We start from the raw sequence: 26,989 nt of genomic DNA, 5'->3' as shown, positions 1-26,989 counted from the left end.
GCGGGGTTAGCTGAGGTGCGGTTCGATCAAGGAAAGATCCGCAGCAGAAAGCCGGTCGGATGCGGTGCGGGCCTGATGCCAGTAGGGATAGATCAAGGGCACCTGACTGACCTTGTCGAGGCTTGCACGCTCACCGGCGGTCAGAACGACATCGGCGGCCTTGAGGTTGTCCGCAAGCTGGGCGTCTGTGCGCGCGCCGACGATGACGGTGGTCACACCCTTGCGTCCGAGCAGCCATGCAAGGGCGATCTGCGCCGCGGAAACGCCACGCGCTTCGGCAATCCCGACCAGAACCTCGATAATATCGTAGAGCCGTTTTTCATCGCGGACAGGCGGCTCGCCCCAATTGGCGAACTGGCGGGTACCCTCCGGCGCCGCCTTGTCGCGGCGGTATTTCCCGGAAAGGAGCCCGCCGGCCAAAGGACTCCAGACGAGAACACCAAGGTGCTGGTCGATCGTCGCGGGGATAAGCTCGTATTCCGCTTCTCGGGCTTCGAGGCTGTAATGTATCTGCTGGCTGACCGGCATGATGTAATTCTTGAGCGCGGCGATGCCCATGGTCTTCATCAGGTGCCAGCCCGAGAAATTGGACACGCCGACGTAACGCACCTTACCGGAACGCACGAGCGTATCGAGCGCCTCCAGAGTTTCGTCGAGCGGTGTCAATCCGTCCCACTGGTGCAACTGATAAAGATCGATGCGATCGGTGCCGAGGCGCTTCAGACTGGCTTCGGCGGCGCGGATCAGGTGATAGCGGGACAGGCCTGCATCATTGATCTCCGCGCCCATGCGGAACCTGGCCTTGGTGGCGATCAGGAGATTGTCACGCTTGCCCTTGAGTGCCTGACCGATGATTTCCTCGGAAGCGCCCGTCGAATAGATATCCGCGGTGTCGACAAGATTGATGCCGGCCTCGACGGCCATGTCGATCTGCCGTTTGGCGCCTTGCAGGTCCGTGTCGCCGGTCTTGGCAAAATTGCCTTTGCCCCCAAAAGTCATCGTGCCGAGGCTGAGTGCCGATACTTTAAGGCCGGAGCGGCCAAGTTGACGATACTCCATAGTGAATACTCCTGGTGGATAGGGCGGTGATGTGAGTTTCAAGCTCGTCCGGAAAGCGGCAACGCTGCAACTCTATACAAGCCCAAGAGGCAGATGTCGCCCCCGAAGCGCGGACACACATTAGTGATCGGGTTGTTCCCGCGCATGTCGGACAGATGGAACCTATCCGTAGACTCCAAGGGTAGTACGGGTGAATTGCCACTCGACTTCCGGGCGGTGGGCGGCGTTGAGCGACAGCGTGATCTGACGCGTTTTGACTGGCCCCCGAAAGCCGGCGAAGAACAGCGAATCTTCAATGAAAGGCTGAACCGTTGCCGAGAACATCCAGATGTCGTCATTTTCGACCTGCAGGATGATCAGGCCGTGCTCGTCGACAGTGATGCTGACCGACGGGTGGAGGTGGAAACGGATGACGACGTCTTCCGCACCGGTATCGCGCAGGGGATTTCGCCCGGCAGCAAAAAAACTGTCGATGCCCTCGATGACGCTGCCATTGTGCGACAGGACGACCTGGCGTTCGTGATAGATGCCGAACGGCCGCACGTAGCCATTGTGGTTGGCCACGAATCCGACAGCACCTTCCCGCTCTATTCGCTCGATATTGACCTTGGTCGGCCCGGCGATAATCGGGGTGCCGATCATCGTCGACAGTCCGGAGGTCGAACTGAACCGGCAGGAAGAGGTGTCGTTTATCGTGGCGGTCGAATGGGCGGCGGTCGAACGCGCCAGCGGACGAAATTCCGGGGGGCCATAGCGATCGACACCGGCATTGACGATGTACCGGCTGCGCCCGGAGGACATTTCGAAGGAGAGGCATCCTGCATGGGCATCACGCGAGGCGGTTACCGGCGGAGCCAGGCCCGTATCGGCGATGATCGTGGTCGAGTCCATCGACAAGCGCTCATAGCCCGAATGCGGGGCATGCGTGAGTGGCAGACCACCGATATCGTCATGACGCAACACCGCGATAACCCGTTCCGGCATCGTGGCGCCGACGCCATTGAACAAAGCCAGGCTGCCATCGTGATGGCGGAAGAAACGCAGTGCAGGCAGCATGCGCTCGATGGCCTCTATCAAAGCCTTGGGCGGGGCTTCCTGGCCGCTGGCATAGGTCTGGCGCAAGGGCAGGAGATCGGCAAGCAATTCGAGGATCGTCAGCGGATTGCGCGAGATATGCCCGCCATCCGGCAGGATTTGCCGGTTGAGCTCAAACTCGAGATTGCGCCGGGCTGAACGGCTGGTGCTGGAGGTCACTGGCAGAGCCAACGCAGCAAGCGCGAGAGCAATGCGGGCGCGAAGCTTCTCCTCGCCATCGTCCATGACGGCAGCCATCGTCCGCAAATACCGAACCTGCATGGCGAGCGAGCGCATGAACTGGCGGTACGAGCGAAGGTCCGTGCCGGCGAGGATGAGGCTCGAATGTTGCAGCCACGCGATAATGCGTTGCGCAGTGACTTCGGGGATCCATGCGGGGCCGGTGATTGAGCGGCCATGCGTCGTGATCCAGTCGCTGAGCAAGGCCCGCGCATTGGCTGTGGCAAGATCTGTGCCCGCGGCTCGCAAATGGCGCAGCCAGCCGAAATTGTGCATGGCGGCCTGCCACGCTGGGTTGGGTGGTTCAACCAGGAACGGCGAGCGCCCGCCGGTCTCGACCACCTTGCCGGCCAAGGCGAAGCGGCCGTGGTAGAACTCTTCTGCAAGTTGCGGATCGGCGGGGCGAAGATCTTGCGGCGCGATAAGAACACGTTCGGGCGTAAAGCCGGTAAACCGCCAGCGATACAGCGGACCCATGCGCACGCGCCTGCGAAAACGACGCCAAAGCTGCGCCGTTGCCAGTCCCCAAAGTTGCGGTGTTTCGCTTAACGCGACCATATTATTATTGCTTCGAATCGCAGTCGACAAACACCGACTATGCAGCAGAAACCGTTAAAACTTTAGTATTTCCGTCTGAACCGTGCCGCAAAGAAGCCGTCCATGCCCGAAAGTGCCGGGTTTTCATGGGGTAGATCGGCCGGAGTGGAGCGGACGAAACCTTCGGCAGTGATCAACTCGCCGAGGCCGCCAATCTCGTCTTCGACTACCGGGACAAGCTCAAGCGAAGGATTTTTGGCAAGGAGGTCATTGGCAACCTTCTCGCCTTCGAGGGGATCGAGCGAACAGTTGGAAAACACGACGATGCCCCCGGGACGAACGAGGGTCACGGCGTGATCAAGGAGTTTCGCCTGCAACTGTGCGAGCTTCACGACATCCTCAGGCGTTTTTGTCCATGGCACGTCCGGATGCCTTCGCACGGTGCCTGTTGAAGAGCACGGCGCATCCAGCAGGATCGCGTCGAACAGTTCGGCGGGCATATAGGCAGCAAGATTGGCTTCGACCGTCTCGGCCTTGAGCTGCAGACGTTCAAGGTTGGAGCGCAGACGCTTGAGGCGATTGGCCGAAAGATCAAGTGCCGTGACATGAGCGCCCGCCAGCGCCAGCTGCGCGGTCTTGCCGCCAGGCGCTGCGCAAAGATCGGCGACGCGCTGGCCCCTGATGTCTCCGAACAGTTTGGCGGGTAGGCTTGCTGCGGTATCCTGCACCCACCATTGCCCCTCTTCGAAGCCTGGAAGCCCGGTCAGCGCGCCCTCCACCGTGGCAAGACGGATGGAGCCTGTTGGCAGAGCGATACCGCCGAGCCTGTCGGCCCATTCCTGCGGGTTGCCTTTCACCGTCAGGTCGATGGGCGGTTCCTTGCTCTGGATATCCAGAATGGCCTTGGTTTTTGCCCTTCCATAGGCGGCAACAAGGCTGTTCTCAAACCAGGCCGGAACATTGCCGGAGGTTGCCGGTCCCATAGCGGGGAAATCGTCCTTCTCGCGCGACAGGCGCCGCAGGACCGCATTGACCATCGATGCAAAACGTCGATTACGAGGGTCATTGTTCGCTGCGGTCACCGCCAGATCGACAGCAGCCCGGTCGGGTAGGTCCAGATAGAGAATTTGTGCAGCCGCAACTGCAAGCAGATGGCGCAGGGCCACCGCGTTGTCCGGCAGCGGGCGGTCGATCAGCCGGCCTATGGCGGCCTCGATGGTGCCGCGGTTGCGCAGTGCAGCGCCAAGAATCGCCCGAACGAGCGAGCGGTCGCGATCATCGAGCGCCATATATTGCGGATGTCCATTGCTGTTATCGGTCAAGCCATCGAGCGAAGTATGCTTCTCGATAACGGCGCCAAGCAGGCGCGTCGCAACCTGGCGTGCAGCGAGGCCGGGACGATCCTCGGCGTCTATGTAGTCCTTGGGTTTCTTTCCCTGCGGTCGCTTGGTACCCGATTCGAAGCTCATGCCCACGGGCCTTTGCGGCCGCCGCCATCGCGGCCCCAGGGCGAGGGCCGCTCATCCCCTGGTTGATCATCGACCGGCGCCTGCGGCGATCGGGCTGAATGTGGCGCGGCGGGCGCGCGGCCGAACTCCTGGGCCATGGCCTCCAGCGCGGCGATGCGATTTTCGGTGCTTGGATGTGTCGAGAACAGATTGTCGGCACCTTGACCGCTCAGCGGGTTGATGATGAACAGCGGCGCAGAGGCGGGATTACGTTCGGCGTCCTCGTTGACGATGGCCTTGGCGCCGCGGGCGATCTTGTTAAGTGCGGATGCCAGCCATAGCGGATTGCCGCAGATCTGCGCGCCCCGCCGGTCGGCGGCGTATTCGCGCGTCCGGCTGATGGCCATCTGGACGATCATTGCGGCAAAGGGTGCGACGATCATGGCAACCAGAATGCCGATGAAGCCGAGGGGATTGTTGTTTTCACGGCTGCCACCGCCGAAGAACATGGCGAAATTTCCGAGCATCGAAATGGCACCGGCCAAGGTGGCGGTGATCGTCATGGTAAGCGTGTCGCGATGTTCGACATGGGCAAGTTCGTGCGCCATGACGGCTGCGACTTCCTGCGGCGAAAGGCGCTGCAGCAGACCGGTGCTGGCGGCCACGGCGGCATTTTGGGGATTGCGGCCAGTTGCGAAGGCGTTTGGCTGGTCATTCTGGATCACATAGACCTTGGGCATGGGCAGGTTGGCATTTGCCGCCAGGTCGCGAACGATGGCGTAATATTCCGGAGCGTTCGCCTCATCGACTTCGACCGCGTGGTGCATCCGCAGCACCATCTTGTCGGAATTCCAATAGCTGAAGAGGTTCATCCCTGCCGCTACGACGAGCGCGATCATCATGCCGCCGGTTCCGCCAATGAGAAAACCGACACCCATGAACAGGGCCGTCATGAAGGCAAGCAGCATTCCGGTGCGCATCACATTCATGGCTTCGTTCCTTCCTTTGAGACGAGCAGGTTTGGCAACTTCATTCCTTTTAGTCGTGACATCCCGCTATATGATGGTGTTTTATACAGCAAGCTTCAATGACGGGCATCAGCGTTATGAGTGACGACAGGACAACATCGACCCCGCGGGCCGACAATGACGATGCGCGGCCACGCCCCACATTCGAACAATTGCCGCCAGCAGCACAACGTGCGCTGAAAGAGGCGGAGGAGCGCCGCAAGAACGAGAAGGAGAACACCGGGCAGCCGCGTGAAATCGGCGGACGCGGGGGTAAGGATCCGGTTCGCTTCGGCGATTGGGAGATCAAGGGGCGCACGATCGACTTCTGACAGATCCGCCTCGACGGCCTGCGGGCTAAGGCCGGATGATCTCGATACCGAGCCGCTTGCGCCGCAGCCAGCGGCCGATCAGCAGGATTGCGGCTGCGGCCAGGCCGGACAGGAGCCCGAGCCAGATGCCGGCGCCCTTCAAGCCAAACCAGAAGCCGAGGACGATCGATAGCGGCAGGCCGATGCCCCAATATGCGATGGCCGCATAGATCATCGGAATGGTCGTATCGTGCAGGCCGCGCAGCATGCCGCTCGCGACTGCCTGGCCGCCATCGAATATCTGGAACAGTGCGGCGAAGGCCAGAAACGTGACTGCGAGCGAGATCACATTGGCATTGGCGGGATTGCTGACGTCGACGAAGGCGCTGATCAGGGTGTGAGGCGCCAAGAGCATCAGCAGCGCGGTCACGACCATGAACCCCGTGCCTGCGGTGAATGCCACCCAGCCAGCGCGCTTGATGCCTTCGTGATCCTGCGCTCCGTAGGCGCGGCCGACACGCACCGTTGCCGCTTGACCAAAGCCCATCGGAACCATGAATGCGATGGAGGCAATCTGAATCGCGATGGCGTGCGCAGCGAGCGAATCGGCGCCTATCAGCCCCATGAGGAACGCGGCGGCGTTGAAGATGGTTACCTCGAAGCTGAGGATTGCCGCGATCGGCAAGCCGAGGCGGAGAAGTTCACGATAGCGCGGCCAGTCGGCCCGCCAGAAGCGACCGAACAGGCGGTAACGCCGGAACTGCTTGTCGAGAGAAATGACAATGATGAAACCGGCAAACATCAGCGCGGAAGACAACGACGTCGCTATGCCGGAACCGACGATGCCGAACTTCGGGAAGCCGAGATTGCCGAAGATCAGCAACCAATTGGCGAGCGCGTTGAAAGCGACGGCAAAAAGCGCGATGACCAGCGCCCAACCCGGTCGCTCCAGCGCGGCGATAAAAGATCGCACGACGATATAGCAGTAGAACGGCAGCACCGCCCATTGCAAAGCACGCACATAATGGCCCGCTTCGACGGCAAGGGCGCGATCCTGCCCCATTGCGATCAGTATCGTTTCCGTATTCCACAGAATGAGCCAGATCGGCACGGAAATGGTGACCGCGAGCCACAGGCCCTGGCGTACCGTGCGGCGTATTTCGCGGACGGTGAATTTGTTGCGGCCGAGTTCGCGCGCCATCATCGGCGAGGTCGCAGTCATCAAGCCGAGGCCGAAGATCATGGGGACGTAGTAAAGGTTGGTGCCCAGCGCACCGGCTGCCAGCGTATCGGCTCCAACCCAGCCCATCATCATGACATCGGTCGCCGTCATCGCCGTCTGCGCAAGGTTTGTCAGGATCATCGGCCAGCTGAGAACCAGCATGGCAACGATTTCATCACGCCATGCACGCCTCGAAGCGTTTTGGACTATAGCAACCGACATTGATCTGTCTTTCAGAGGAGATGCCTATGAACAAGGCAGCGAGCGCCATTTTCAGGCAAATCTTGGATAGCATCAATTGTTGCGGAGAGCAAAGAGCTACTGTCTGCAACCTGGCGTTGGTGTTGTCCCGGCTGGTTTGGCGATACGAATCGCCGGTATTAAGGCCATCGGCTTTCAAATCACACGCAAACGTGCGCGTGACAAACGGAAAGGGCCACCCCGAAGGGTGGCCCCGCAATTCCGTCTGGCACAAAGCTGTCGTTTGGCCCTTCCCCGGATTATAACCGGGGTGCTTATTCAACGGAGAGACAATCCCCGAGGATGAGCATCAGACGCCTTGTGGCAGTTTTCGAAATCACGAGACATCGGATCACCTCCTTTTCGTTCGTTGAACATAAAACAAGAATGGGGTGTCTTCGCCCGCGTTTCAAGAGAAAAAGTTGGTGCTTCTTCCAGACGGCTTGCAAAACCGCGATTGCCGCCATAAGCCAAGTCAAGTTTTTTGAACAAGGTGCCGATGCGGTTCGTCCGGACGGCGCTCGGGGGCACGAGATGGCAGCTGAAGACAGGGCGGCGCGGATCATCCGCACGGTGGTCGATGTACTCGAGCCGCAATTCGCTGTCGAATTGTGGGATGGCACCCGCCTGGGAGAGGGGAACGGCCCGATCCTGGCGATCAACGATCCGATGGTTGTGCGCCAACTCGCGCTGAAGCCAAACATCGGCTCGATCGTTGAATTGTGGGTCTCCGGCCAGATCGATGTCAGGAACGGGACCCTGTTCGACCTTGTCGAGCGCGGCCCCAAGGGAAAACTAAAGCAGAAGCTGAAGAGCCTGCCGAAATGGCAATTGATGAAGGATGTGCCGTCGCTGCTGCTGGGCGGCGGCAGGGGCAGCAGTTCCGGTCTCGGCGGCAGGAACCCTTTTGTCAGCGGCTCCAACAAGGAAGCCATCACCCATCATTACGACGTATCGAACGCGTTCTACCAGCTCTTTCTCGATGAGCGCATGGTTTACACCTGTGCCTATTTTACCGACTGGAACAACAGCATAGACCAGGCACAGGCGGACAAGCTGGAACTGATCTGCCGCAAGCTCCGCCTGCAGCCGGGCGACAGGCTGCTCGACATCGGCTGCGGCTGGGGCGCCATGTTGATCTATGCGGCAAAGCACTACGGCGTGACGGGAACGGGCGTTTCACTCTCCGAGGCGCAAACAGCGCTGGCGCGCGAGCGGATCAAGGCCGAGGGTCTCGAAGACAAGATCACCATACACGTCAAGTCCTACGAACACCTCGAGGGGCAGTTCGACAAGATATCGTCGATTGGCATGTTCGAAGCGGTCGGCATGGCGCATTACGATACGTATTTTTCCAGCGTGAGGAGGCTGTTGAAGCCAGGCGGCCTCTACCTGCACCATGCGATTACGCGCCGGATGAAGCGCAACAAGAAGACCTTTGGCCGCAAGAGCGCGGAACATCTCGCCCTGGTGAAGTATATTTTTCCGGGTGGTGAACTCGATCACCTCGGAATGACGGTGGAGAATCTCGAAGGGCATGGTTTTGAGGTGCACGACGTAGAGAACCTGCGCGAGCATTACGGCCGGACCTGCCGGATGTGGGCAGACCGGCTGCACGCCCGATTTGACGAAGCGATCGCGGAAGTGGGTGCCCCGAAAGCGCGGCTCTGGCTGCTCTATCTGACCGGCTGCGCGCTGGCCTTTGAACGCGGCACTGTGCAGATCAACCAGACGCTGGCCTCCAAGCGCAAGCGGGGGTTATCGGCCGTGCCGCAGACGCGGGCGGATTTGTACAGGTAAATCCATCCCGGCGGCCATCTGATGCAGATAGGCTGCTGAATCGGTTGCCCTAGCTCCTTGCCAGCGATCGCGTTCGGAGTTGAACTCATGGGGGGCGGCTAACAGAAGCATCCAAGCCGAAGCGCAAGAACCCCTGCTGCTTCGCAGCCTCCCTCCCCACAAGGGGGAGGGTAAAGGAAGGACGATCAGCCCTTCTTGTTCTGTCTGTTGGCGATCAGATCGTCCACCACTGCCGGATCGGCCAAGGTCGATGTATCGCCCAGGGAGCCGAAATCATCCTCGGCGATCTTGCGCAGGATCCGGCGCATGATCTTGCCGGAGCGTGTCTTGGGAAGTCCCGGCGAGAACTGAATCTTGTCAGGCGTCGCAATCGGGCCGATCTCCTTGCGCACATGGGCAACGAGGTCCTTGCGCAACTCATCGTTCCCGTCAAGGCCAGCCATCAGGGTGACATAGCAATAGATGCCCTGGCCCTTCATGTCGTGCGGATAGCCGACGACGGCGGCTTCAGAAACCGTGTCATGTGAGACAAGGGCCGATTCGACTTCTGCCGTTCCCATGCGGTGGCCGGAGACGTTGAGCACATCGTCGACGCGGCCGGTGATCCAGTAATAACCGTCCTTGTCGCGGCGGCAGCCGTCACCGGTGAAATACTTGCCTTTGTAGGCCGAAAAGTAGGTTTCGATGAAGCGCTTGTGATCGCCATAAACCGTACGCATCTGGCCTGGCCAGGAATCGGTGATGCACAGGTTGCCGTCCGCGGGCCCTTCGAGGACATCGCCCTCATTATCGACAAGCTGAGGCTGAACGCCAAAGAAGGGACGCGTCGCCGAGCCTGGTTTCAGCGCCGTCGCGCCGGGCAACGGTGTTATGAGTATTCCGCCGGTTTCCGTCTGCCACCAGGTGTCGACGACGGGACAGCGCTTGTCGCCGACGACCTGGTAATACCATTCCCAGGCTTCCGGATTGATCGGCTCGCCGACCGAACCAAGGATGCGCAGCGACTTGCGCGAGGTTTTCGTGACGGGGTCATTGCCGGCACTCATCAAGGCGCGAATGGCAGTCGGCGCCGTATAGAAGATGTTGACCTTGTGCTTGTCGATGACTTCCCAAAAACGCGACACGGACGGGTAATTGGGGACGCCTTCGAACATCAGTGTCGTTGCACCATTGGCGAGCGGCCCATAGACGATATACGAATGGCCCGTTACCCAGCCGACGTCGGCCGTGCACCAGTAGATATCGCCATCGTGGTAATCGAAGACGTATTGATGGGTCATCGAAACATAGACGAGATAACCGCCGGTCGTATGGAGCACACCCTTGGGTTTGCCTGTCGAGCCTGACGTGTAGAGGATGAACAGGGGATCTTCCGCCTTCATCTTCTCCGGCTTGCACTCAGGCTTAACAGCGGCGATTTCCTCATGATACCAGAGGTCTCGCTTCGTCGCCCAGCCTGTCTTGCCGCCCGTGCGCCGGACCACCAGCACGTTCTTCACCAATACATGATGCCTGGCGGCGATATCGATCGCCTTGTCTGTGTTGTCCTTGAGCGGGATGGGTTTGCCGCCGCGCAGGCCCTCGTCTGCTGTGATCACGAACGTCGATTCGCAATCGACGATACGTCCGGCCAGCGCGTCGGGTGAGAAGCCGCCAAAGACCACCGAATGAATGGCACCGATACGTGCGCATGCGAGCATGGCATAGGAAGCTTCCGGGATCATCGGCATGTAGATCGTGACGCGGTCACCCTTCTTTACGCCGTGCTTCTTCAACACATTGGCGAGGCGGCACACCTGTTCATATAGTTCATTATAGGTGATCTTCTTGTCGAGGTAGGGATTGTCGCCCTCCCAGATGATGGCGACCTGATCGCCGCGCTTCTTCAAATGGCGGTCGATGCAATTATAGGAGACGTTGGTGACGCCGTCCTCGAACCATTTTATCGCGACCTTGCCCTCGAAAGAGGTGTTTTTCACCTTGGTGAATGGCTTGAACCAATCGATGCGCTTGCCGTGCTTCGCCCAGAATTTTTCCGGGTCCTTGATGCTCTGCTTGTACCAGCTGAGATAGGTATCATTGTCGATGAGCGCGTTTTTCTTCGCGCTTGTCAGCACGGGATAAACCTTCTCGGACATCAATTTCCTCCAGGATTCGAGATGACGGGCCTCCACCCGCAGACCTCCCGTTCGAGAGGCGAATAGCCTTCCATAGCATCATGCAAATCGCGGCGTAAATATCCCATCGCAATCGACTCGAAGGACGCCAGGCCGGAGGCTCAACCCCACGTTGTAATATACCGTTACATTTTGTCATGGAACGAGGTCTATTTTAAACACATTTGGGCGTGATCGGTCGCCGCCTTGACTTGGGAGGACAAACAGGGCGCGTCGTATAATCTCAAAAACCTGCGCCACACCAAGGATCGAAGAATGATAATTCTACCCTTGCGCAGCGTTGCGTTCCGCGCGAAAGCCACTTTGCCTGCTCTGGTTGTACTCGCTCTCGCCATTCCGGCGGATGCCGGTACCTTGCCCGAACCGTCCAATCCACAAGTGCGGATCGGCGCCCACATGTTCGGCGAGGAGCACGCCCATCTGCTGAAAGACTCATTGTTCGACAAGATCAGTCCGCTGGTGCTCGCGGCAATGCCGCGGGGCAAGGCCTATATCGACTACAAGGCCCCTGCCAAGTGCGTTCCGGAGCGCTTGAGGAATGTTCTGAACCGGGTGTCGGCTAAATATGGTCCGATCACGGTGAACTCGACGGTCCGTTCGAGGTCGCGCAACCGCAGCGTCGGCGGGCGTGAGAAATCGTATCACCTGAACTGCCAGGCGGTTGATTTCAGGGTGCATGCCGGCGCATCCGGGCTGATCGGCTTTCTTTCCTCCGCAAAGGACGTGGGCGGGCTGAAGCGCTACCCGGCTGGTTACTACCACATCGACACGGGTCCGCGCCGCAGCTGGTAAAGGTCGGAGCAAGTGAACTAGCGCTCGCCGAAGATCGCCGAGCCGACGCGAACCGATGTCGCGCCGAAACCGACAGCCAGCCGGTAATCGCCAGACATGCCCATGGAAAGCTTTTCCACTCCGGCTTCGCCGGCGATCTTGCGCAGGAGCGCAAAATGCGGCCCGGGATTTTCGCCGGCTGGCGGGATGCACATCAGGCCTTCGATGATGAGACCATGCACGCCACGGCAGCGCGTGACAAAGGCCAGCGCCTCCTTCGGATCAATTCCCGCCTTTTGTGGTTCCGAGCCTGTATTGACCTGCACATACAGTTTCGGGAAGCGGTTCTGTTTCTTCATCTCAAGGCTCAGAGAGGCGGCGATCTTCTCGCGGTCGACAGTCTCGATCACATCGAAAAGCGCGACGGCTTCCTGCGTCTTGTTGGATTGCAGCGGGCCAATGAGGTGCAGTTCGATATCGGGAAAATCAGACCGCAGGTAGGGCCACTTCAGCTGGGCTTCCTGGACGCGATTCTCGCCGAACACACGCTGGCCCGCCTCGATAACAGGGCGAATTGCATCAGCATCATGGGTCTTGGAGACCGCAACCAGCGTCACCGAGCCGCGCGGGCGGTTCGCCTCCGCTTCGGCTTCGCGGATTTCACTCTGAACGGCAAAAAGTTGTTCAACGGCATTGAGCATGGCGCAGTGTAGTCCTATTTATGTTACACGAGCTTGGTTTTCGCAGGCTCTTTCAGCTCCAAATGGTTGACGCTTTCACCAATACGTGGTGAAGGTCCCGCACGCCAGGTGTGTCGAGATCAACGCCATGGTGGCCTGCAAATGGCACTTTTGCGCTTCCGGAACACATGGACCAAAGTCCATACGTTCCGGTTTTCGCAAGCTTCCATTTTCGGCTCACCCTGACTTGAGCTTCGACGCACCCTGACCCACTATCCTTTGCAAGAGAATCCCGTTCATGGCAACCGAACGCTATAATCCCCGTGTGGCCGAGAAGCATTGGCAGAAGGTTTGGGACGACGCCAAGCTTTTCGAAACGCCGAATGACGATTCGCGCGACCCATATTATGTGCTTGAGATGTTTCCCTATCCTTCCGGGCGCATCCACATGGGACATGTGCGCAACTATGCCATGGGTGACGTGGTTGCCCGCTACAAGCGCGCCAAGGGTTTCAACGTTCTTCACCCGATGGGTTGGGACGCCTTTGGCATGCCGGCGGAAAACGCCGCGATGCAGAACAAGGTTCATCCAAAGACATGGACTTACCAGAACATCGCGACCATGCGCAGCCAGCTCAAATCGATGGGGCTTTCGCTGGACTGGTCGCGCGAGTTCGCCACCTGCGACGTGGAATACTATCACCGCCAGCAGATGCTGTTCCTCGACTTCGTCGAGAAGGGCCTGGTGACGCGCAAGTCCTCCAAGGTGAACTGGGATCCCGAGGACATGACGGTTCTTGCCAACGAGCAGGTCATCGACGGGCGCGGCTGGCGCTCGGGTGCACTCGTCGAACAGCGCGAACTGACCCAGTGGTTCTTCAAGATCACCGACTTCAACGAGGAGTTGCTGAGCGCGCTGGATGGTCTTGACCAATGGCCGGACAAGGTGCGGCTGATGCAGCGCAACTGGATCGGCAAATCCGAAGGGATGCTGGTCCGCTGGCCGCTCGACGAGAAATCGAGGTTTGGCGACGAGAGCGAGGTCGAAGTCTACACGACGCGTCCCGACACGCTTTTTGGAGCGTCTTTCATCGCCATTGCCGCCGATCATCCGCTGGCGAAGAAGGCTGCCGAGACCAATGCGGCCTTGGCGCAGTTCAACGATGAGTGCCGTCATGCGGGTACTTCGGTCGTGGCGCTGGAAACGGCCGAGAAGAAGGGCTTCGACACGGGGTTGCGGGTGGAGCATCCGTTCGACCCAAGCTGGAAACTGCCCGTCTATGTCGCGAATTTCGTGCTGATGGACTACGGCACCGGCGCGATCTTCGGCTGTCCGGCACACGATCAGCGCGACCTGGATTTTGCCAACAAATACGGCCTGCCGGTCGTTGCGGTCGTCATGCCGAAGGATGAGGATCCGGCAAGCTTCCAGATAGCGGAAACGGCGCATGTCGATGATGGCGTGATGATCAATTCGCGCTTCCTGGATGGGCTTTCGCCAGCGGCCGCTTTCGAGGAAGTGGCGAACAGGCTGGAAAAGCAGACGATCGGCAACCGGCCGCAGGGTGAGCGCAAGGTGAATTTTCGCCTGCGTGACTGGGGCATTTCGCGGCAGCGTTACTGGGGCTGCCCTATCCCCATGATCCATTGCGACGATTGCGGCGTGGTGCCGGTGCCCAAGGCAGACCTGCCGGTCAAGCTCCCGGACGATGTCGAATTCGACCGTCCCGGCAATCCGCTCGACCGTCACCCGACCTGGCGGCACGTCGATTGTCCGCAATGCGGAAAGGCGGCAAGGCGCGAGACCGACACGATGGACACATTCGTCGATTCGTCCTGGTATTTCGCTCGCTTCACGGCGCCATGGGAAAACGAACCGACCGATCCGAAGGTCGCCAATCACTGGCTGCCTGTCGACCAGTATATCGGCGGCATCGAGCACGCGATCCTTCACCTGCTCTATTCGCGGTTTTTCACGCGGGCGATGAAGGTTGCGGGCCATCTCGATATCAGTGAGCCGTTCAAGGGACTGTTCACGCAAGGCATGGTCGTTCACGAAACCTATAGGGGCAAGGACGGTTGGGTTACGCCGGCGGAAGTCAAGGTCGAGGAGACTGATGGCAAGCGCCGCGCGATTCTCATCGAAACCGGTGAAGAACTCGAGATCGGCTCCATCGAGAAGATGTCGAAGTCGAAGAAGAATGTGGTCGATCCGGACGACATCATCGCGTCCTACGGGGCCGATACGGCGCGCTGGTTCATGCTGTCCGATTCGCCGCCGGAACGGGACGTTATCTGGACGGAGGCTGGCGCTGAGGGTGCGCATCGTTTCGTGCAGCGCGTCTGGCGATTGATTTCCGAGGCGGCGAGCGTATTGCAGAGCGTCGAGCCCGCGCCCGCCTATGAAGGTGAAGCGCTGCAGATATCCAAGGCTGCGCACAGGACTGTGAAGCTTGTCGGCGAGGATATCGAGAAGCTGGCTTTCAACAAGGCAGTTGCGCGGCTGTACGAACTCGTCAACCTCTTGTCCGGCCCTCTGCAGAAGATTGCTGCAGGCGAGGCGGACAAGGCAACGATTGCCGCGAGCCGCGAAGCGACGAACATGCTCCTGGCCATGGTCGGGCCGATGATGCCGCACTTGGCCGAGGAGTGCTGGAAAGCGCTGAACGGCAAGGATTTGATCGCACATCAGCCATGGCCGAGCCATGACGAGGCGTTGATCGTCGAGAACGACGTGACGATGCCGGTACAGATAAATGGCAAGAAGCGCGGAGATTTGACAATTGCCCGCGATGCGGATCAATTGGCGGTCGAAAAGGCCGCGCTCGCGCTTGATTTCGTCAAGGCTGCGCTGAACGGCAATCCGCCGAAGAAAGTCATCATCGTACCGCAGAGGATCATCAATGTCGTTGCCTGATCGTTTTCAGCCGGGAGCACATTCCGGGCGTCTGTTATTGTCGGTCTGCGTTCTTGCAATGGCACTGATTGCGGGCGGCTGCCAGGTGCGGCCGCTATATTCCACGCCAGGTCCGGTCGTGGCCGGCAGCGTCGATGGCAATATCCGTTCGAGGCTCGCCAGCATTTCGATTAGCCAGCCAGGCGACCGGGTGACGCAGGAAGTTCGCAACCACCTTATCTTCCTCTTCGCAGGTGGCGCCGGACAACCGGCGGCTCCGGCATATTCGTTGCAACTGGGCGTCGTCTCGCGCGACCTGTCCCTGTTGCTGGTCCAGAACGCCACAAACGACAAATCCGGGCAGCCAACGGCCGGTTCGATGCGCATGACTGGCAGGTATGTCTTGACCCGACTGTCGGACGGTCAGGTTGTCGGGCGCGGAACCCGTCTCGTCACAGCGGCTTACGACGCACCCAGGCAGCGTTATGCCGTGCTCCGGGCTCAACGCGACGCGAACAACCGGGCAGCCCGGGAGCTTGCCGAGGCGCTGAACCTCAGCGTCGCGCAGGATCTGTCGAAGTTCTGAGCGGACCCCGCTTCTTTTAAGCCTGACGTTATCGCCATCGCCGGCGAGTGCGATGGCGTTTGTTCGCGCGGGTAAAGCTCCTTTGCGCCTGTTAGCGGGCGCTCAGAAAATCAATTCCGTATTGGCGTATGATATAAAATTTCTTTTCTCTATTAGAATGGTCGAGTTAAAATAGCATTGGTTCAATTCCCGGTCGGGCGGGAAGGCTGTCTCAACAAAGCCCGCATCCGCGAGAGACCAATGTCCAGATCGATACGCAGAGCATTCAGTGCGGCCCTGTTGGTCGCCGCACTCGTTGCCTCCACATTTTCACACGCCGCCGCACCGCTGAAGGAACTGAAGATCGGTTACCAGAAAACGGGTCTGCCCGTTATCGCCCGGCAGCAGCAGGTGATCGAAAAGGCATTCGAGCCGAAAGGCATCGCGGTGAGGTGGGTGGAGTTCACAGCGGGGCCGCCGCTGGTCGAAGCTCTGAATGTCGGCAGCATCGATGTCGGCTGGGTCGGCGATGCCCCGCCGATCTTCGGCCAGTCTGCCGGCTCGGCGATTGTCTATGCGGCCGCACTGGCGCCAAACGGCAAGGGCGAGGCGATCTTCGTCAAACCTCAGTCCCCCATCAAAGCCCTCGCCGACCTGAAGGGCAAGAAAGTGGGAGTGGCGAAGGGGACGAGCGCACACAACCTCCTGATTGCAGCGCTCGAAAAATCCGGCATAAGTTATGACGAAATAATTCCGGTTTACCTCAGTCCGGCCGATGCGGCTGCGGCGTTCGCCAGCGACAAGATCGACGCCTGGGCTGTATGGGACCCGTTCTTCGCCATCGCCGAGACGCGTTACGATCCACGTATTCTCGTCCGTAGTGGCGATATACTTGATGTCAGAACCTACTTCATTGCCAATCGTGACTTTGCCAGCGCCCATCCTGAGATCGTGACGGAGACGGTCAGCAAGCTCAAGGTCGCGGCGGACTGGGCGAACGCCAACAAGGACAAGGTGGCGCAGGCACTGCACGAAGTAACGGGCGTTCCACTGGACGCGCAGACGCTTGCTGCCAACCGTTCGGTCTTCAGTGTCGAACCGATCACACCGGCCATAATCGCGCATCAGCAGGAGACGGCTGACCGATTCTTCAAGCTGAAGCTCATTCCCAACGCCATCAAGATTTCCGATGCCGTCTGGGCGGCCCCAAGCAACTAGATCCGCGCCATGCTGGCCCGCAGTTGGCGGCTCGTCATTGCCAGAGACCAAGGCTCCCGGCTCAAAAATTCAGGATTGGAACATTCTCATGACGCAACCAGGCCCCCTCGACTTCTTCTGGTTCATTCCCACCCATGGCGATGGCAGCTATCTCGGTTCTGAACGGCAGCAACGGCCACCGGAACATGACTATCTTCGCGAGATAGCACAGGCAGTCGACCGGCTCGGTTTCCCCGGCGTGTTGCTGCCAACCGGACAGAGCTGCGAGGATTCATGGATTACGGCAGCGGGTCTCGCGAGCCATACGGAGCGATTGAAATTCCTTGTAGCGCTGCGTCCGGGCGTGACATCGCCGGTCTTCGCCGCACGGCAGACCGCCGCCCTTGACCGCCTGAGCAATGGCCGTCTGCTGCTGAACGTGGTCGTCGGCGGCAATCCCAAGGAGCTGGCAGGTGACGGCGTATTCCTGCCACATGACCAGCGCTACGAGCAGGCAGCAGAATTCCTCAAGATCTGGCGCGACCTCGTCTCGGGCAGAACGGTGAACTTCGAGGGCCAACATTACCGCGTGGAAAACGGCAGGCTTGATCTCCTGCCCGTGCAGGAACATGCGCCCCTCTATTTCGGCGGTTCATCCGATGCGGGACAGGATCTTGCCGCAGAACAGGTGGACATGTACCTGACCTGGGGCGAGCCGGTAGCTCAAGTTGCCGAAAAGATCGAGCGTGCACGCAAGAAGGCCACTCTCAAGGGACGCAAGCTGCGTTTCGGCATTCGCTTGCACTTCATCGTTCGCGAAACAGAAGACGAGGCCTGGGCGGCGGCGGACCGGCTGATCAGCAGGATCACCGACGAGCAGATCGAGGTTGCGCAAGCGCGGTTCCTCAAGGAAATGGATTCCGTCGGGCAGCGCCGCATGGCGGAACTGCATGGCGGACGGCGCGACAGGCTTCTGGTCGGACCGAACCTATGGGCCGGCGTCGGCCTGGTGCGCGGGGGTGCAGGCACGGCGCTTGTCGGATCGCCGCAAAGCATCGCGGCCCGTATCCGCGAATATCAGGCCATAGGCATCGATACGGTGATCGGATCAGGGTATCCGCACCTGGAGGAAGCCTACCGCGTGGCTGAACTTCTGTTTCCGGAACTCGGCCTTGGCGAAAATGTGCGTCGCCCGCGCCGGTCGATCGAGAACGAGTTTGGCATCGGGTTCTATGGCGACAAGCGCCTGCAGGCCGCCTCATGAGAAGCGCGCTCCGTTCTTTCGGACACAGTACCATAGGCTGGTTTTTGCCCTTCCTGCTGCTCGCCGGATGGGAAGGCGCGTCACGAGCGGGCCTGATACCAGCGAATGTGTTGCCGGCTCCGACCGCTGTTGGAGAGGCATTCTGGAAATTGCTTCTCTCCGGCGAGCTTGTCGAGAATATCCGCATCTCGACGCTGCGCGCGTTGAGCGGTTTCGCAGTCGGCGGCGCGATCGGGTTCGCGCTTGGCCTCACCAACGGCTTGTCGTCACTTAGCCGTGAATTGACCGACACGACGCTGCAGATGATCCGCAATATTCCACATCTGGCGCTGATTCCGCTGGTTATCCTGTGGTTCGGCATCGATGAGGAAGCGAAATTGTTTCTCGTCGCCCTAGGTGTGTTCTTCCCGATCTATGTGAACACGCTGCTTGGCATCCAGGGTGTAGATCCGCAACTCATGGAAATGGGCCGCATCTATGGAATGTCACGCACGCAGCTGTTCCTGCGTGTGATCCTGCCGGGTGCGTTGCCCTCGATCTTCGTCGGTCTGCGCTATGCGCTTGGCATCATGTGGCTGACATTGATCGTCGCAGAAACCATATCGGCCTCATCCGGCCTTGGCTACATGGCGATGCAGGCGCGCGAATTCCTGCTGATCGACGTGGTCGTCCTATCGATCCTGATCTACGCGCTGCTTGGCAAGCTGGCGGATTCGCTGGCGCGCTTGCTTGAGCGGCTATCACTGCAATGGCACCCCGCCTTCCAGACTGCCTGAGGATTAAAAAATGACCGCAGCGACCATAGTAGCCCGCAAGTCCTACGCTACAACGACGCCGGCCTACACGCCGGCGCCGCAAGGCAAAGTCTCGTTCTCCTTTCGAAATGTCACCAAGCAGTTTGGCGCCAAGGCGGTGTTGCAAGGCATCAACCTCGAGGTCTACGAGGGGCAATTCATTGCGGTCATCGGCAAGAGCGGTTGTGGCAAAAGCACATTGCTGCGCCTGCTTGCCGGGCTGGACAAGCCGACATCCGGCGAGATCGTTCGTGGTGCTGCGGCACTCGACCAGAAGCGCACGCGTATCATGTTCCAGGAGCCGCGACTGCTGCCATGGGCGCGGGTCGTTGCCAATGTCGATGTGGGGCTGACCGGCATCGAGCGAGGTGAGCTGGCGCGAAAGAAAAGCCTTGGGATATTGGCAGAGGTCGGATTGGCGGATCGCGGCGGCGAATGGCCCTCGGTGTTGTCAGGCGGGCAGCGCCAGCGCGTGGCATTGGCAAGGGCGCTGGTTGGTCATCCGTCGATACTGGCGCTGGACGAGCCGCTGGGCGCATTGGATGCATTGACCCGAATCGAGATGCAACAGCTGCTGGAACGAATCTGGCTGGAAAAGAAGTTTACCGCTGTTTTGGTGACGCATGACGTGGCCGAGGCGGTGGCTCTCGCAGACCGTGTCATCGTGATCGATAGCGGACGCATCGCGCTTGACTTGCAGATTCCAGTCGAGCGCCCACGGCGCCACGCGTCCCCGGAGCTGGTGATCCACGAACGGCAGATATTGGATAAATTGTATAACCGATAAGGTAGTTTCTTCCCCTTGCGGCGAGAAAACGCTTTTCTTGGGTTTAGCTTCGTTGCCAAATCGTCAGAAAATCCAGGAGAGGGGCAGTACGAGGATTGCAAATCCCCTCACTTGCGATTTCTTGCACTTAGCAACGGTTAAGATGCTTAAATCGCTATCTCGCCGACAAGCGGAGAGATAGCAGGCATCAAGTCAGGATCAAGCGATCCTTTGGCCGGTTTTCGCCCAATCGGCCAGGAAAGTCTCGAGGCCCTTGTCAGTCAGCGGGTGCTTGACGAGCGCCTTCAAGGTCGCCGGCGGGGCGGTGACGACGTCCGCGCCGATCAAAGCCGCTTCCTTGACGTGGTTGACCGTGCGGATCGAGGCAGCGAGGATTTCCGTCTGGTAATCGTAATTGTCATAGATGGTGCGGATCTCGGAAATCAACTCCAGACCATTGATGCCAATATCGTCGATGCGGCCGATGAATGGAGAGATGAACGTTGCCCCGGCCTTGGCGGCGAGCAGCGCCTGATTGGCCGAGAAGCAAAGCGTCACGTTGACGAGATGGCCGTCGGAGCGGAGCGCCTTGCAGGCCCGGAGGCCGTCGAGCGTCAAAGGTACCTTGATGCAGATATTATCCGCTATCTTGGCGAGAACCGCCGCCTCCTTCATCATCTGCTCATATTCGATAGCCGTGACCTCGGCGGAGACAGGACCTTTGACGATGCTGCAAATTTCCTTGGTCACGTCGAAGATGCTGCCGCCAGACTTCAGGATCAGCGACGGGTTGGTGGTCACCCCGTCGAGCAATCCAAGATCGTTGAGTTCACGGATCTCCTTGACATCGGCGGTATCGACAAAGAATTTCATCGGAGCAGTCCTTCCTTATATGACTGATGGGCCAGCGTGAGTTGGGCCCGAACTGGAGAGATGGGAAAATTCTCCCGGAAAGTGGCTTTTCTTTATCGCAAAGCCACGCCAAGGTCACGCCCATATGAGCCAGGATTCGCTGATCCCGCAAAAAATAGTTCCCGTCCTTGTGCCGATGCCGGCAGAGCGTCCCTATAGCTATGCCGTGCCGGAAGGCATGGAGGTAAAGGCGGGCTCGATCGTCAGGGTGCCGCTCGGCCCGCGTGAGGTTGCTGGCATTGTCACGGAAGGCTCCACCGACTCCATCGACGCCAAAAAACTGCGCCCGATCTCAGAGCTGTTCGATTGTCCTCCAGTCGATGACGGCATGATGCGTTTCATGCGATGGGCCGCAGATTATACGCTGTCGCCTCCCGGCATGGTCGCCCGCATGGTGCTGCGTGTCCCCGCCGCCTTCGATCCGGAACCGCCGGTGCCGGGCTTGCGATTCACCGGACGCGAGCCCGACAGGATAACCGGAGCGCGGGCGCGCGTGCTCGAACTGGCCGAAGACGGGATGGCGTGGAGCCGAACCGGGCTTGCCCACGCCGCGGGCGTTTCGGCCACTGTCATCGACGGGCTATCTGCTCAAGGCGTGTTCGAGCAGGTCATGATTCCCGCAAGGCCGATCGTGGCTGCTCCCGATCCGGACTATGCGAAAGCCGTCTTGTCAAAGGATCAGACCGAAGCCGCCGAGCAGTTGGTCAAAGCTGTTGGTGCAGAGGGATTTTCGGTCTGTCTGCTCGATGGAGTTACCGGTTCCGGCAAAACCGAGGTTTATTTCGAGGCAGTGGCCAAGGCGATCGAACAGGGAAAGCAGGTGCTGATCCTGCTGCCCGAGATTGCGCTGACCCAGCAGTTTCTCGACAGGTTCCACGACCGTTTCGGTTCGAAGCCGGCGGAGTGGCATTCCGACCTTGCGCCGCGATCGCGCGAACGGGTCTGGCGGCAGGTCATGGAGGGCCAGGTCAGGGTTGTCGCGGGTGCACGTTCAGCGCTGTTCCTGCCCTTTCAGGACCTTGGATTGATCATCGTCGACGAGGAACATGATCCGGCTTACAAGCAGGAGGATCGCGTGTTTTACAATGCACGCGACATGGCTGTCGTTCGCGGCCATATCGGTAATTTCCCAGTAGTGCTGGCTTCGGCGACGCCTTCGATCGAGAGCCAGGTCAATGCCCAGCAGGGCCGCTACCAGCGTATCCGGTTGACGGGACGCTACGCCGAAGCGGCCATGCCGGACATCAAAGCAATAGACATGCGCAAATCGCCGCCACGCGCGGGAGGGTTCCTTTCGCCGGCGCTGGTCGAGGCGATCAACCAGACATTGCAGCGCAAGGAGCAGGCGCTGCTGTTCCTGAACCGGCGCGGCTACGCGCCGCTGACGCTGTGCCGTGTATGCGGCCACCGGTTTCAGTGCCCCGACTGTTCGAGCTGGCTGGTCGAACACCGTTTCCGGGGGCAGCTCGTCTGCCACCAATGCGGACATCATGAAGCCAAGCCCGAGGCGTGTCCTTCCTGCGGAACCCTCGATCATCTGGTCGCCTGCGGCCCGGGTGTGGAGCGGATTGCCGAGGAGGCGGAGAAAACCTTCCCGGACGCGCGTATCATCGTGCTGTCGTCGGACCTGATGGGTGTCAAGCGGCTGCGGCTGGAACTCGATGCGATTGCCCGGGGCGAGGCGGATATCATCATCGGTACGCAGCTCGTCGCCAAGGGACATAATTTTCCCAACATGACCCTGGTCGGGGTGGTCGATGCCGATCTCGGCCTCGCCAATGGCGATCCGCGGGCGGCCGAGCGTACGTTTCAGCTGTTGAACCAGGTGACGGGACGCGCCGGGCGTACCGGCAAGAAGAGCCTTGGACTGCTGCAGACTTATCAGCCGGACCATCCTGTCATGCGCGCCATCATCTCCGGTGACGCGCAGGCCTTCTACGAGCGCGAGATCGAGGAACGGGAGCGCTCCGGCCTGCCGCCGTTTGGAAGACTGGGCGCGCTGATAGTCTCGGCGGCTGCGCGTTTGGAGGCGGAAAGCCATGCTCGTGCGCTCCGCCGGGCCGCGCCCTCTTCGCCGCAGATCAGTGTGCTCGGGCCAGCCGAGGCGCCGCTCGCCCTCGTTCGCGGGCGTCACCGCTTCCGGCTTTTGATTCATGGCACGCGCAAGTCCGATATTCAGGGCTTTATACGAGCCATGCTGGCGGCGGGCCCAAAAGAGCGTGGATCGGTGCGGGTGCAGGTTGATATCGATCCACAAAGCTTTCTATAAAACCAACCATGGCGGGCTGCAAATTACGATTTTCTGTGCTCCGGTGCTCGACAATAATCATTCTCGCCACCCCGTGACGAGTTTTGGGGCGGCGCTACCACAGGTATTTTGGGGAGGGGATATAAATGGAACTCTATTGGCCGGGGACTACGGGCGAATGGCTGGCTTGGCTGTCAGCGGCCGTAACGGTCCTCATCGGGCTGGTCCTGTTTTTCGCGCCGCGTGCCGCGCTCAAGATCATGCGCTTGCAGACAAAGCCTGAGCGGCCCGAAGCCATATCCGAAATACGTGCAACTTTTGCCGGGTTCTATCTAGGGCTCGGCCTGAGCGCGCTGGTTTTCTCGCAGCCTTTTCTCTGGATTGCACTCGGCGTTTCCTGGGGCTTTACAGTGTTCGGAAGACTCATTTCGATGTTATCGGATCGGGGCAATACGCTCTATAACTGGATATCCGTCATTGTTGAAATCGCGCTCGCCGCGGGGCCTTTGCTGTTCGCTTTCGGCTTTGTCGGATAGGCCCGCCGGAATTAGTTGATTCGGCGAGTCATGATTATCGGAAGCTGCGGCGATTCGGACGTCCATTTTAGGGGATTCGCGTGTTGCGAGTCCTGTGTTCCTATGCTAGACGGCATTCAAATCTCGTCGGATACGGCTCTCGGGTTGTGCCTTCGGCGGTAAAATAATCAATAATGCCAAAGATTTGACCGAAAATCCTTTCCGGTTTCCAGATTTTTGGCGTCAACGCAGAGAGCTTGTCGTTCGTGGCAGAAACTTCGTCGCTCATTACCGGTGTTGCCCAGCGTTATGCGGGTTCGTTATTCGACCTGGCGTTGGAGACGAAATCCGTTGCCGAGGTCGAGAAGGATCTCGGCCAGTTCGAGGCGCTTATCAATGGCAGCGCCGATCTGAAGCGGCTGGTCAAGAGCCCGGTATTCTCGTCCGGTGACCAGGTGAAGGCGGTTTCCGCCATTCTGGCGAAGGCGAAGATTGGCGGTCTCGTCGGTAATTTCCTTCGGGTGGTCGCGCAGAACCGCCGCCTTTTCGCAGTGCCTGCCATGATCCAGTCGTTCCGCCAGATCGCCAGCGCGCAGCGCGGCGAGGTTACCGCGGACGTTACTTCCGCGCATGCCTTGACGGCTGCGCAGCAAACAGAATTGAAGGCCACGCTGAAAAGCGTTGCCGGCAAAGACGTGACAATCAATGTCACTGTTGATCCGTCGATCCTTGGAGGTCTCATCGTAAAGTTGGGGTCCCGCCAGATCGATACTTCGCTTCGCACAAAACTAGTCTCGCTTAAGCTTGCACTGAAAGAGGTCGGCTGATGGACATCCGCGCCGCGGAAATTTCCGCAATCCTGAAAGAGCAAATCAAGAATTTCGGCCAGGAGGCAGAAGTCTCCGAAGTCGGTCAGGTTCTGTCCGTCGGTGACGGTATTGCTCGCGTATATGGTCTGGACAATGTTCAGGCCGGTGAAATGGTCGAGTTCCCGGGCGGTACCCGCGGCATGGCCCTTAACCTTGAAAGCGACAATGTCGGCGTCGTTATCTTCGGTTCCGACCGGGACATCAAGGAAGGCGATACCGTCAAGCGGACAGGCTCCATCGTCGATGTTCCCGTCGGCAAGGAGCTTCTCGGCCGCGTCGTCGACGCGCTGGGCAATCCGATCGATGGCAAGGGTCCGATCAAGGCAGCACAGCGTGCACGCGTCGACGTCAAGGCGCCTGGCATCATTCCGCGCAAATCGGTGCACGAGCCTATGTCGACCGGCCTCAAGGCCATCGATGCGCTGATCCCCGTCGGTCGCGGCCAGCGCGAGCTGGTCATCGGCGATCGCCAGACCGGCAAGACCGCCATCCTTCTGGACACGTTCCTCAACCAGAAGCCGGCTCACGATGCTGGTAACGAGAACGAAAAGCTCTATTGCGTCTATGTCGCCATCGGCCAGAAGCGTTCGACGGTTGCGCAATTCGTCAAGATCCTCGAAGAGCGCGGCGCGCTCGAATATTCGATCATCGTTGCGGCAACCGCTTCCGACCCCGCTCCGATGCAGTACCTGGCGCCATTTGCCGGTTGTACCATGGGCGAATACTTCCGTGACAATGGCATGCACGCGCTGATCGGTTATGACGATCTGTCCAAGCAGGCCGTGGCGTACCGCCAGATGTCGCTGCTCCTGCGCCGTCCGCCGGGCCGCGAAGCTTATCCAGGCGACGTTTTCTATCTGCACTCCCGTCTGCTGGAGCGCTCCGCCAAGCTGAACGATGACAATGGAGCCGGTTCGCTGACCGCCCTGCCTGTCATCGAAACGCAGGCGAACGACGTGTCCGCCTATATCCCGACCAACGTGATTTCGATCACCGATGGCCAGATATTCCTCGAGACCAACCTGTTCTACCAGGGTATCCGTCCTGCCGTTAACGTCGGTTTGTCTGTTTCGCGCGTTGGTTCGGCGGCGCAGATCAAGGCGATGAAGCAGGTTGCGGGTTCGATCAAGGGGGAACTGGCTCAGTACCGCGAAATGGCGGCCTTCGCCCAGTTCGGTTCCGACCTCGATGCATCCACGCAGCGTTTGCTCAACCGCGGCGCACGTCTGACGGAACTTCTGAAACAGCCGCAGTTCTCCCCGTTGAAAACGGAAGAACAGGTTGCTGTGATCTATGCCGGCGTCAATGGCTATCTCGACAAACTCGCCGTTAATCAGGTGAGCAGTTTCGAGCAGGGTCTGCTCACATGGCTTCGTACGGAACACAAGGATGTTCTTGCCACGATCGCCAAGGAAAAGCAGATCAGCGACGAGACCAAAGGCAAGCTCAAGGCCGCCGTCGACGGCTTTGCCAAGTCCTTCGCTTAACATTACGGACGGGATGAACGGATGCCTTCGTTAAAGGATCTGAGAAACCGGATCGCCTCGGTCAAGGCGACGCAGAAAATCACCAAGGCGATGCAAATGGTCGCCGCGGCGAAGCTGCGTCGTGCGCAGGAAGCTGCGGAAGCCGCTCGTCCCTATTCGCAGCGCATGGCTGCGGTCCTGGCGAATATCGCTTCCAATGTAGACGGCGATGATGCGCCGGTGCTGATGAGCGGAACCGGCAAGGACGACGTGCATCTGCTTATCGTGTGCACTTCGGAACGTGGCCTGTGCGGCGGTTTCAACGCGCAGATTGCACGGCTGGCACGCGACCATGCGCGCCGGCTCCTTGCTGACGGCAAGACGGTCAAGATCATCACTGTCGGCAAGAAGGGCGCAGACATTCTGCGCCGCGATCTTGGCAAGAACATCATCGATCATGTGAATCTGCGTGAAGTCAAAACCCTCGGTTTTGTCAATGCCGACGAGATCGGACACAAGATCATCACGCTCTTCAATGAAGGCGCGTTCGACGTGGCGACGCTGTTCTATTCGGAGTTCAAGTCGGTTATCGCACAGATCCCGACTGCCCAGCAGCTTATTCCTGCCAGTGCCATCGGCGATGTCGAGCCGGAGAGCGCAGGCGATGCAGTTTATGAATATGAGCCGGATCCGGCTGCCATCCTCGGCGATCTGATCCCGCGTAATATATCCGTCCAGGTTTTTCGCGCTCTCCTTGAAAACGCGGCATCGGAACAGGGTGCGCGCATGTCCGCCATGGACAACGCAACCCGCAATGCCGGTGACATGATCAACAAGCTGACAATGTCGTACAACCGCCAGCGTCAGGCCCAGATCACCAAAGAACTGATTGAAATCATTTCGGGCGCGGAAGCGCTCTAATCGCGAAGGT

The 26,989-nt window shown here is 59.5% G+C and carries 22 protein-coding genes; 14 read left to right on the top strand and 8 right to left on the bottom strand.

What is annotated here, in order from left to right:
- Window positions 1–6: 6 nt before the first annotated feature.
- From CU100_RS00820 to htpX, 4 genes are all read right to left on the bottom strand, one after another.
- Window positions 7–1,059 (bottom strand): aldo/keto reductase, encoded by a 1,053-nt coding sequence (locus CU100_RS00820; RefSeq protein WP_106714673.1) that lies wholly within the window; start codon window positions 1,057–1,059, stop codon window positions 7–9.
- 162 nt (window positions 1,060–1,221) lie between these two features.
- The gene (locus tag CU100_RS00815; RefSeq protein WP_106714672.1) at window positions 1,222–2,931 is read right to left on the bottom strand and encodes a heparinase II/III family protein; all 1,710 of its coding nucleotides are present in this window, start codon (window positions 2,929–2,931) and stop codon (window positions 1,222–1,224) included.
- 62 nt (window positions 2,932–2,993) lie between these two features.
- Window positions 2,994–4,379, bottom strand: coding sequence for an RsmB/NOP family class I SAM-dependent RNA methyltransferase (locus CU100_RS00810; RefSeq protein ID WP_106714671.1), 1,386 nt, complete (start codon window positions 4,377–4,379; stop codon window positions 2,994–2,996).
- Window positions 4,376–5,347: a zinc metalloprotease HtpX gene (htpX, locus tag CU100_RS00805; RefSeq protein WP_106714670.1), complete on the bottom strand. Its 972-nt coding sequence runs from the start codon at window positions 5,345–5,347 to the stop codon at window positions 4,376–4,378. The genes CU100_RS00810 and htpX overlap by 4 nt, the downstream gene beginning before the upstream one ends.
- Before the next feature lie 98 nt (window positions 5,348–5,445).
- Here htpX and CU100_RS00800 point away from each other — a divergent pair, with 98 nt between their 5' ends.
- Window positions 5,446–5,697 carry a DUF1674 domain-containing protein gene (locus tag CU100_RS00800; protein WP_183635497.1) on the top strand — a complete coding sequence of 84 codons (252 nt, stop codon included), beginning with the start codon at window positions 5,446–5,448 and terminating at the stop codon, window positions 5,695–5,697.
- A gap of 25 nt (window positions 5,698–5,722) precedes the next feature.
- On the opposite strand, the gene CU100_RS00795 is transcribed toward CU100_RS00800, so the two are convergent.
- Window positions 5,723–7,120: an MATE family efflux transporter gene (locus CU100_RS00795; RefSeq protein WP_245418891.1), complete on the bottom strand. Its 1,398-nt coding sequence runs from the start codon at window positions 7,118–7,120 to the stop codon at window positions 5,723–5,725.
- Between the two features lie 552 nt (window positions 7,121–7,672).
- Here CU100_RS00795 and CU100_RS00790 point away from each other — a divergent pair.
- Window positions 7,673–8,938 carry an SAM-dependent methyltransferase gene (locus CU100_RS00790; protein ID WP_106715910.1) on the top strand — a complete coding sequence of 422 codons (1,266 nt, stop codon included), beginning with the start codon at window positions 7,673–7,675 and terminating at the stop codon, window positions 8,936–8,938.
- Between the two features lie 185 nt (window positions 8,939–9,123).
- On the opposite strand, the gene acs is transcribed toward CU100_RS00790, so the two are convergent.
- The gene (acs, locus tag CU100_RS00785) at window positions 9,124–11,076 is read right to left on the bottom strand and encodes an acetate--CoA ligase (protein ID WP_106714668.1); all 1,953 of its coding nucleotides are present in this window, start codon (window positions 11,074–11,076) and stop codon (window positions 9,124–9,126) included.
- 294 nt (window positions 11,077–11,370) lie between these two features.
- On the opposite strand from acs, the gene CU100_RS00780 reads away from it, so the two are divergent.
- Window positions 11,371–11,907: a YcbK family protein gene (locus tag CU100_RS00780; protein WP_106714667.1), complete on the top strand. Its 537-nt coding sequence runs from the start codon at window positions 11,371–11,373 to the stop codon at window positions 11,905–11,907.
- A gap of 17 nt (window positions 11,908–11,924) precedes the next feature.
- Here CU100_RS00780 and CU100_RS00775 read toward each other — a convergent pair whose 3' ends face one another.
- Window positions 11,925–12,587: a YggS family pyridoxal phosphate-dependent enzyme gene (locus CU100_RS00775; protein WP_106714666.1), complete on the bottom strand. Its 663-nt coding sequence runs from the start codon at window positions 12,585–12,587 to the stop codon at window positions 11,925–11,927.
- Window positions 12,588–12,864: 277 nt separating this feature from the next.
- Between CU100_RS00775 and leuS the strand changes: the two genes are divergently transcribed.
- The 6 genes from leuS (at window position 12,865) to CU100_RS00745 (ending at window position 20,069) form a co-directional block, all read left to right on the top strand.
- The gene (leuS, locus tag CU100_RS00770) at window positions 12,865–15,483 is read left to right on the top strand and encodes a leucine--tRNA ligase (protein ID WP_106714665.1); all 2,619 of its coding nucleotides are present in this window, start codon (window positions 12,865–12,867) and stop codon (window positions 15,481–15,483) included.
- Window positions 15,470–16,048 (top strand): LPS assembly lipoprotein LptE, encoded by a 579-nt coding sequence (gene lptE, locus CU100_RS00765; protein ID WP_106714664.1) that lies wholly within the window; start codon window positions 15,470–15,472, stop codon window positions 16,046–16,048. The genes leuS and lptE overlap by 14 nt, the downstream gene beginning before the upstream one ends.
- A 240-nt stretch (window positions 16,049–16,288) precedes the next feature.
- Window positions 16,289–17,245: a sulfonate ABC transporter substrate-binding protein gene (locus tag CU100_RS00760; protein WP_106714663.1), complete on the top strand. Its 957-nt coding sequence runs from the start codon at window positions 16,289–16,291 to the stop codon at window positions 17,243–17,245.
- 88 nt (window positions 17,246–17,333) lie between these two features.
- Complete coding sequence (ssuD, locus tag CU100_RS00755) at window positions 17,334–18,488, top strand: FMNH2-dependent alkanesulfonate monooxygenase (RefSeq protein WP_106714662.1); 1,155 nt, start codon at window positions 17,334–17,336, stop codon at window positions 18,486–18,488.
- Window positions 18,485–19,264 (top strand): ABC transporter permease subunit, encoded by a 780-nt coding sequence (locus CU100_RS00750; RefSeq protein ID WP_106714661.1) that lies wholly within the window; start codon window positions 18,485–18,487, stop codon window positions 19,262–19,264. Before ssuD ends, CU100_RS00750 begins: the two co-directional genes overlap by 4 nt.
- A gap of 10 nt (window positions 19,265–19,274) precedes the next feature.
- A complete protein-coding gene (locus CU100_RS00745) occupies window positions 19,275–20,069 on the top strand; it encodes an ATP-binding cassette domain-containing protein (RefSeq protein WP_106714660.1) in 795 nt (264 codons plus the stop codon).
- Between the two features lie 198 nt (window positions 20,070–20,267).
- Here CU100_RS00745 and fsa read toward each other — a convergent pair whose 3' ends face one another.
- Window positions 20,268–20,921: a fructose-6-phosphate aldolase gene (fsa, locus tag CU100_RS00740; RefSeq protein ID WP_106714659.1), complete on the bottom strand. Its 654-nt coding sequence runs from the start codon at window positions 20,919–20,921 to the stop codon at window positions 20,268–20,270.
- A gap of 124 nt (window positions 20,922–21,045) precedes the next feature.
- Here fsa and CU100_RS00735 point away from each other — a divergent pair, with 124 nt between their 5' ends.
- The 5 genes from CU100_RS00735 to CU100_RS00715 all read left to right on the top strand — a co-directional run bounded on the left by CU100_RS00735 (window position 21,046) and on the right by CU100_RS00715 (window position 26,979).
- A complete protein-coding gene (locus CU100_RS00735; protein WP_106714658.1) occupies window positions 21,046–23,229 on the top strand; it encodes a primosomal protein N' in 2,184 nt (727 codons plus the stop codon).
- 125 nt (window positions 23,230–23,354) lie between these two features.
- Window positions 23,355–23,744 carry an AGROH133_08824 family phage infection protein gene (locus CU100_RS00730; protein ID WP_106714657.1) on the top strand — a complete coding sequence of 130 codons (390 nt, stop codon included), beginning with the start codon at window positions 23,355–23,357 and terminating at the stop codon, window positions 23,742–23,744.
- A 245-nt stretch (window positions 23,745–23,989) separates the two neighbouring features.
- Complete coding sequence (locus CU100_RS00725; protein WP_106715909.1) at window positions 23,990–24,550, top strand: F0F1 ATP synthase subunit delta; 561 nt, start codon at window positions 23,990–23,992, stop codon at window positions 24,548–24,550.
- Complete coding sequence (gene atpA, locus CU100_RS00720; RefSeq protein WP_106714656.1) at window positions 24,550–26,079, top strand: F0F1 ATP synthase subunit alpha; 1,530 nt, start codon at window positions 24,550–24,552, stop codon at window positions 26,077–26,079. The genes CU100_RS00725 and atpA overlap by 1 nt, the downstream gene beginning before the upstream one ends.
- Window positions 26,080–26,100: 21 nt before the next feature.
- Window positions 26,101–26,979, top strand: a complete 879-nt coding sequence (locus CU100_RS00715; RefSeq protein WP_106714655.1) for a F0F1 ATP synthase subunit gamma — start codon at window positions 26,101–26,103, stop codon at window positions 26,977–26,979.
- The last annotated feature ends 10 nt before the right edge of the window (window positions 26,980–26,989 follow it).

Source organism: Phyllobacterium endophyticum, from assembly GCF_003010935.1.
Lineage (GTDB): Bacteria > Pseudomonadota > Alphaproteobacteria > Rhizobiales > Rhizobiaceae > Phyllobacterium > Phyllobacterium endophyticum.
Note: the sequence above shows the minus strand (reverse complement) of the source record. Positions and strands in the feature narration are given on the sequence as shown.

What these genes read in the sequence shown, in the direction of transcription:
- CU100_RS00745 (WP_106714660.1), top strand. Translation starts at nt 19,275, where the DNA reads ATGACCGCAGCGACCATAGTAGCCCGCAAGTCCTACGCTACAACGACG.
- CU100_RS00780 (WP_106714667.1), top strand. Translation starts at nt 11,371, where the DNA reads ATGATAATTCTACCCTTGCGCAGCGTTGCGTTCCGCGCGAAAGCCACT.
- acs (WP_106714668.1), bottom strand. Translation starts at nt 11,076, where the DNA reads ATGTCCGAGAAGGTTTATCCCGTGCTGACAAGCGCGAAGAAAAACGCG.
- CU100_RS00810 (WP_106714671.1), bottom strand. Translation starts at nt 4,379, where the DNA reads ATGAGCTTCGAATCGGGTACCAAGCGACCGCAGGGAAAGAAACCCAAG.
- htpX (WP_106714670.1), bottom strand. Translation starts at nt 5,347, where the DNA reads ATGAATGTGATGCGCACCGGAATGCTGCTTGCCTTCATGACGGCCCTG.
- CU100_RS00760 (WP_106714663.1), top strand. Translation starts at nt 16,289, where the DNA reads ATGTCCAGATCGATACGCAGAGCATTCAGTGCGGCCCTGTTGGTCGCC.
- CU100_RS00730 (WP_106714657.1), top strand. Translation starts at nt 23,355, where the DNA reads ATGGAACTCTATTGGCCGGGGACTACGGGCGAATGGCTGGCTTGGCTG.
- ssuD (WP_106714662.1), top strand. Translation starts at nt 17,334, where the DNA reads ATGACGCAACCAGGCCCCCTCGACTTCTTCTGGTTCATTCCCACCCAT.
- CU100_RS00800 (WP_183635497.1), top strand. Translation starts at nt 5,446, where the DNA reads ATGACGGGCATCAGCGTTATGAGTGACGACAGGACAACATCGACCCCG.
- leuS (WP_106714665.1), top strand. Translation starts at nt 12,865, where the DNA reads ATGGCAACCGAACGCTATAATCCCCGTGTGGCCGAGAAGCATTGGCAG.
- CU100_RS00735 (WP_106714658.1), top strand. Translation starts at nt 21,046, where the DNA reads ATGAGCCAGGATTCGCTGATCCCGCAAAAAATAGTTCCCGTCCTTGTG.
- CU100_RS00795 (WP_245418891.1), bottom strand. Translation starts at nt 7,120, where the DNA reads ATGTCGGTTGCTATAGTCCAAAACGCTTCGAGGCGTGCATGGCGTGAT.
- CU100_RS00775 (WP_106714666.1), bottom strand. Translation starts at nt 12,587, where the DNA reads ATGCTCAATGCCGTTGAACAACTTTTTGCCGTTCAGAGTGAAATCCGC.
- CU100_RS00715 (WP_106714655.1), top strand. Translation starts at nt 26,101, where the DNA reads ATGCCTTCGTTAAAGGATCTGAGAAACCGGATCGCCTCGGTCAAGGCG.
- lptE (WP_106714664.1), top strand. Translation starts at nt 15,470, where the DNA reads ATGTCGTTGCCTGATCGTTTTCAGCCGGGAGCACATTCCGGGCGTCTG.
- CU100_RS00750 (WP_106714661.1), top strand. Translation starts at nt 18,485, where the DNA reads ATGAGAAGCGCGCTCCGTTCTTTCGGACACAGTACCATAGGCTGGTTT.
- CU100_RS00820 (WP_106714673.1), bottom strand. Translation starts at nt 1,059, where the DNA reads ATGGAGTATCGTCAACTTGGCCGCTCCGGCCTTAAAGTATCGGCACTC.
- atpA (WP_106714656.1), top strand. Translation starts at nt 24,550, where the DNA reads ATGGACATCCGCGCCGCGGAAATTTCCGCAATCCTGAAAGAGCAAATC.
- CU100_RS00790 (WP_106715910.1), top strand. Translation starts at nt 7,673, where the DNA reads ATGGCAGCTGAAGACAGGGCGGCGCGGATCATCCGCACGGTGGTCGAT.
- fsa (WP_106714659.1), bottom strand. Translation starts at nt 20,921, where the DNA reads ATGAAATTCTTTGTCGATACCGCCGATGTCAAGGAGATCCGTGAACTC.
- CU100_RS00815 (WP_106714672.1), bottom strand. Translation starts at nt 2,931, where the DNA reads ATGGTCGCGTTAAGCGAAACACCGCAACTTTGGGGACTGGCAACGGCG.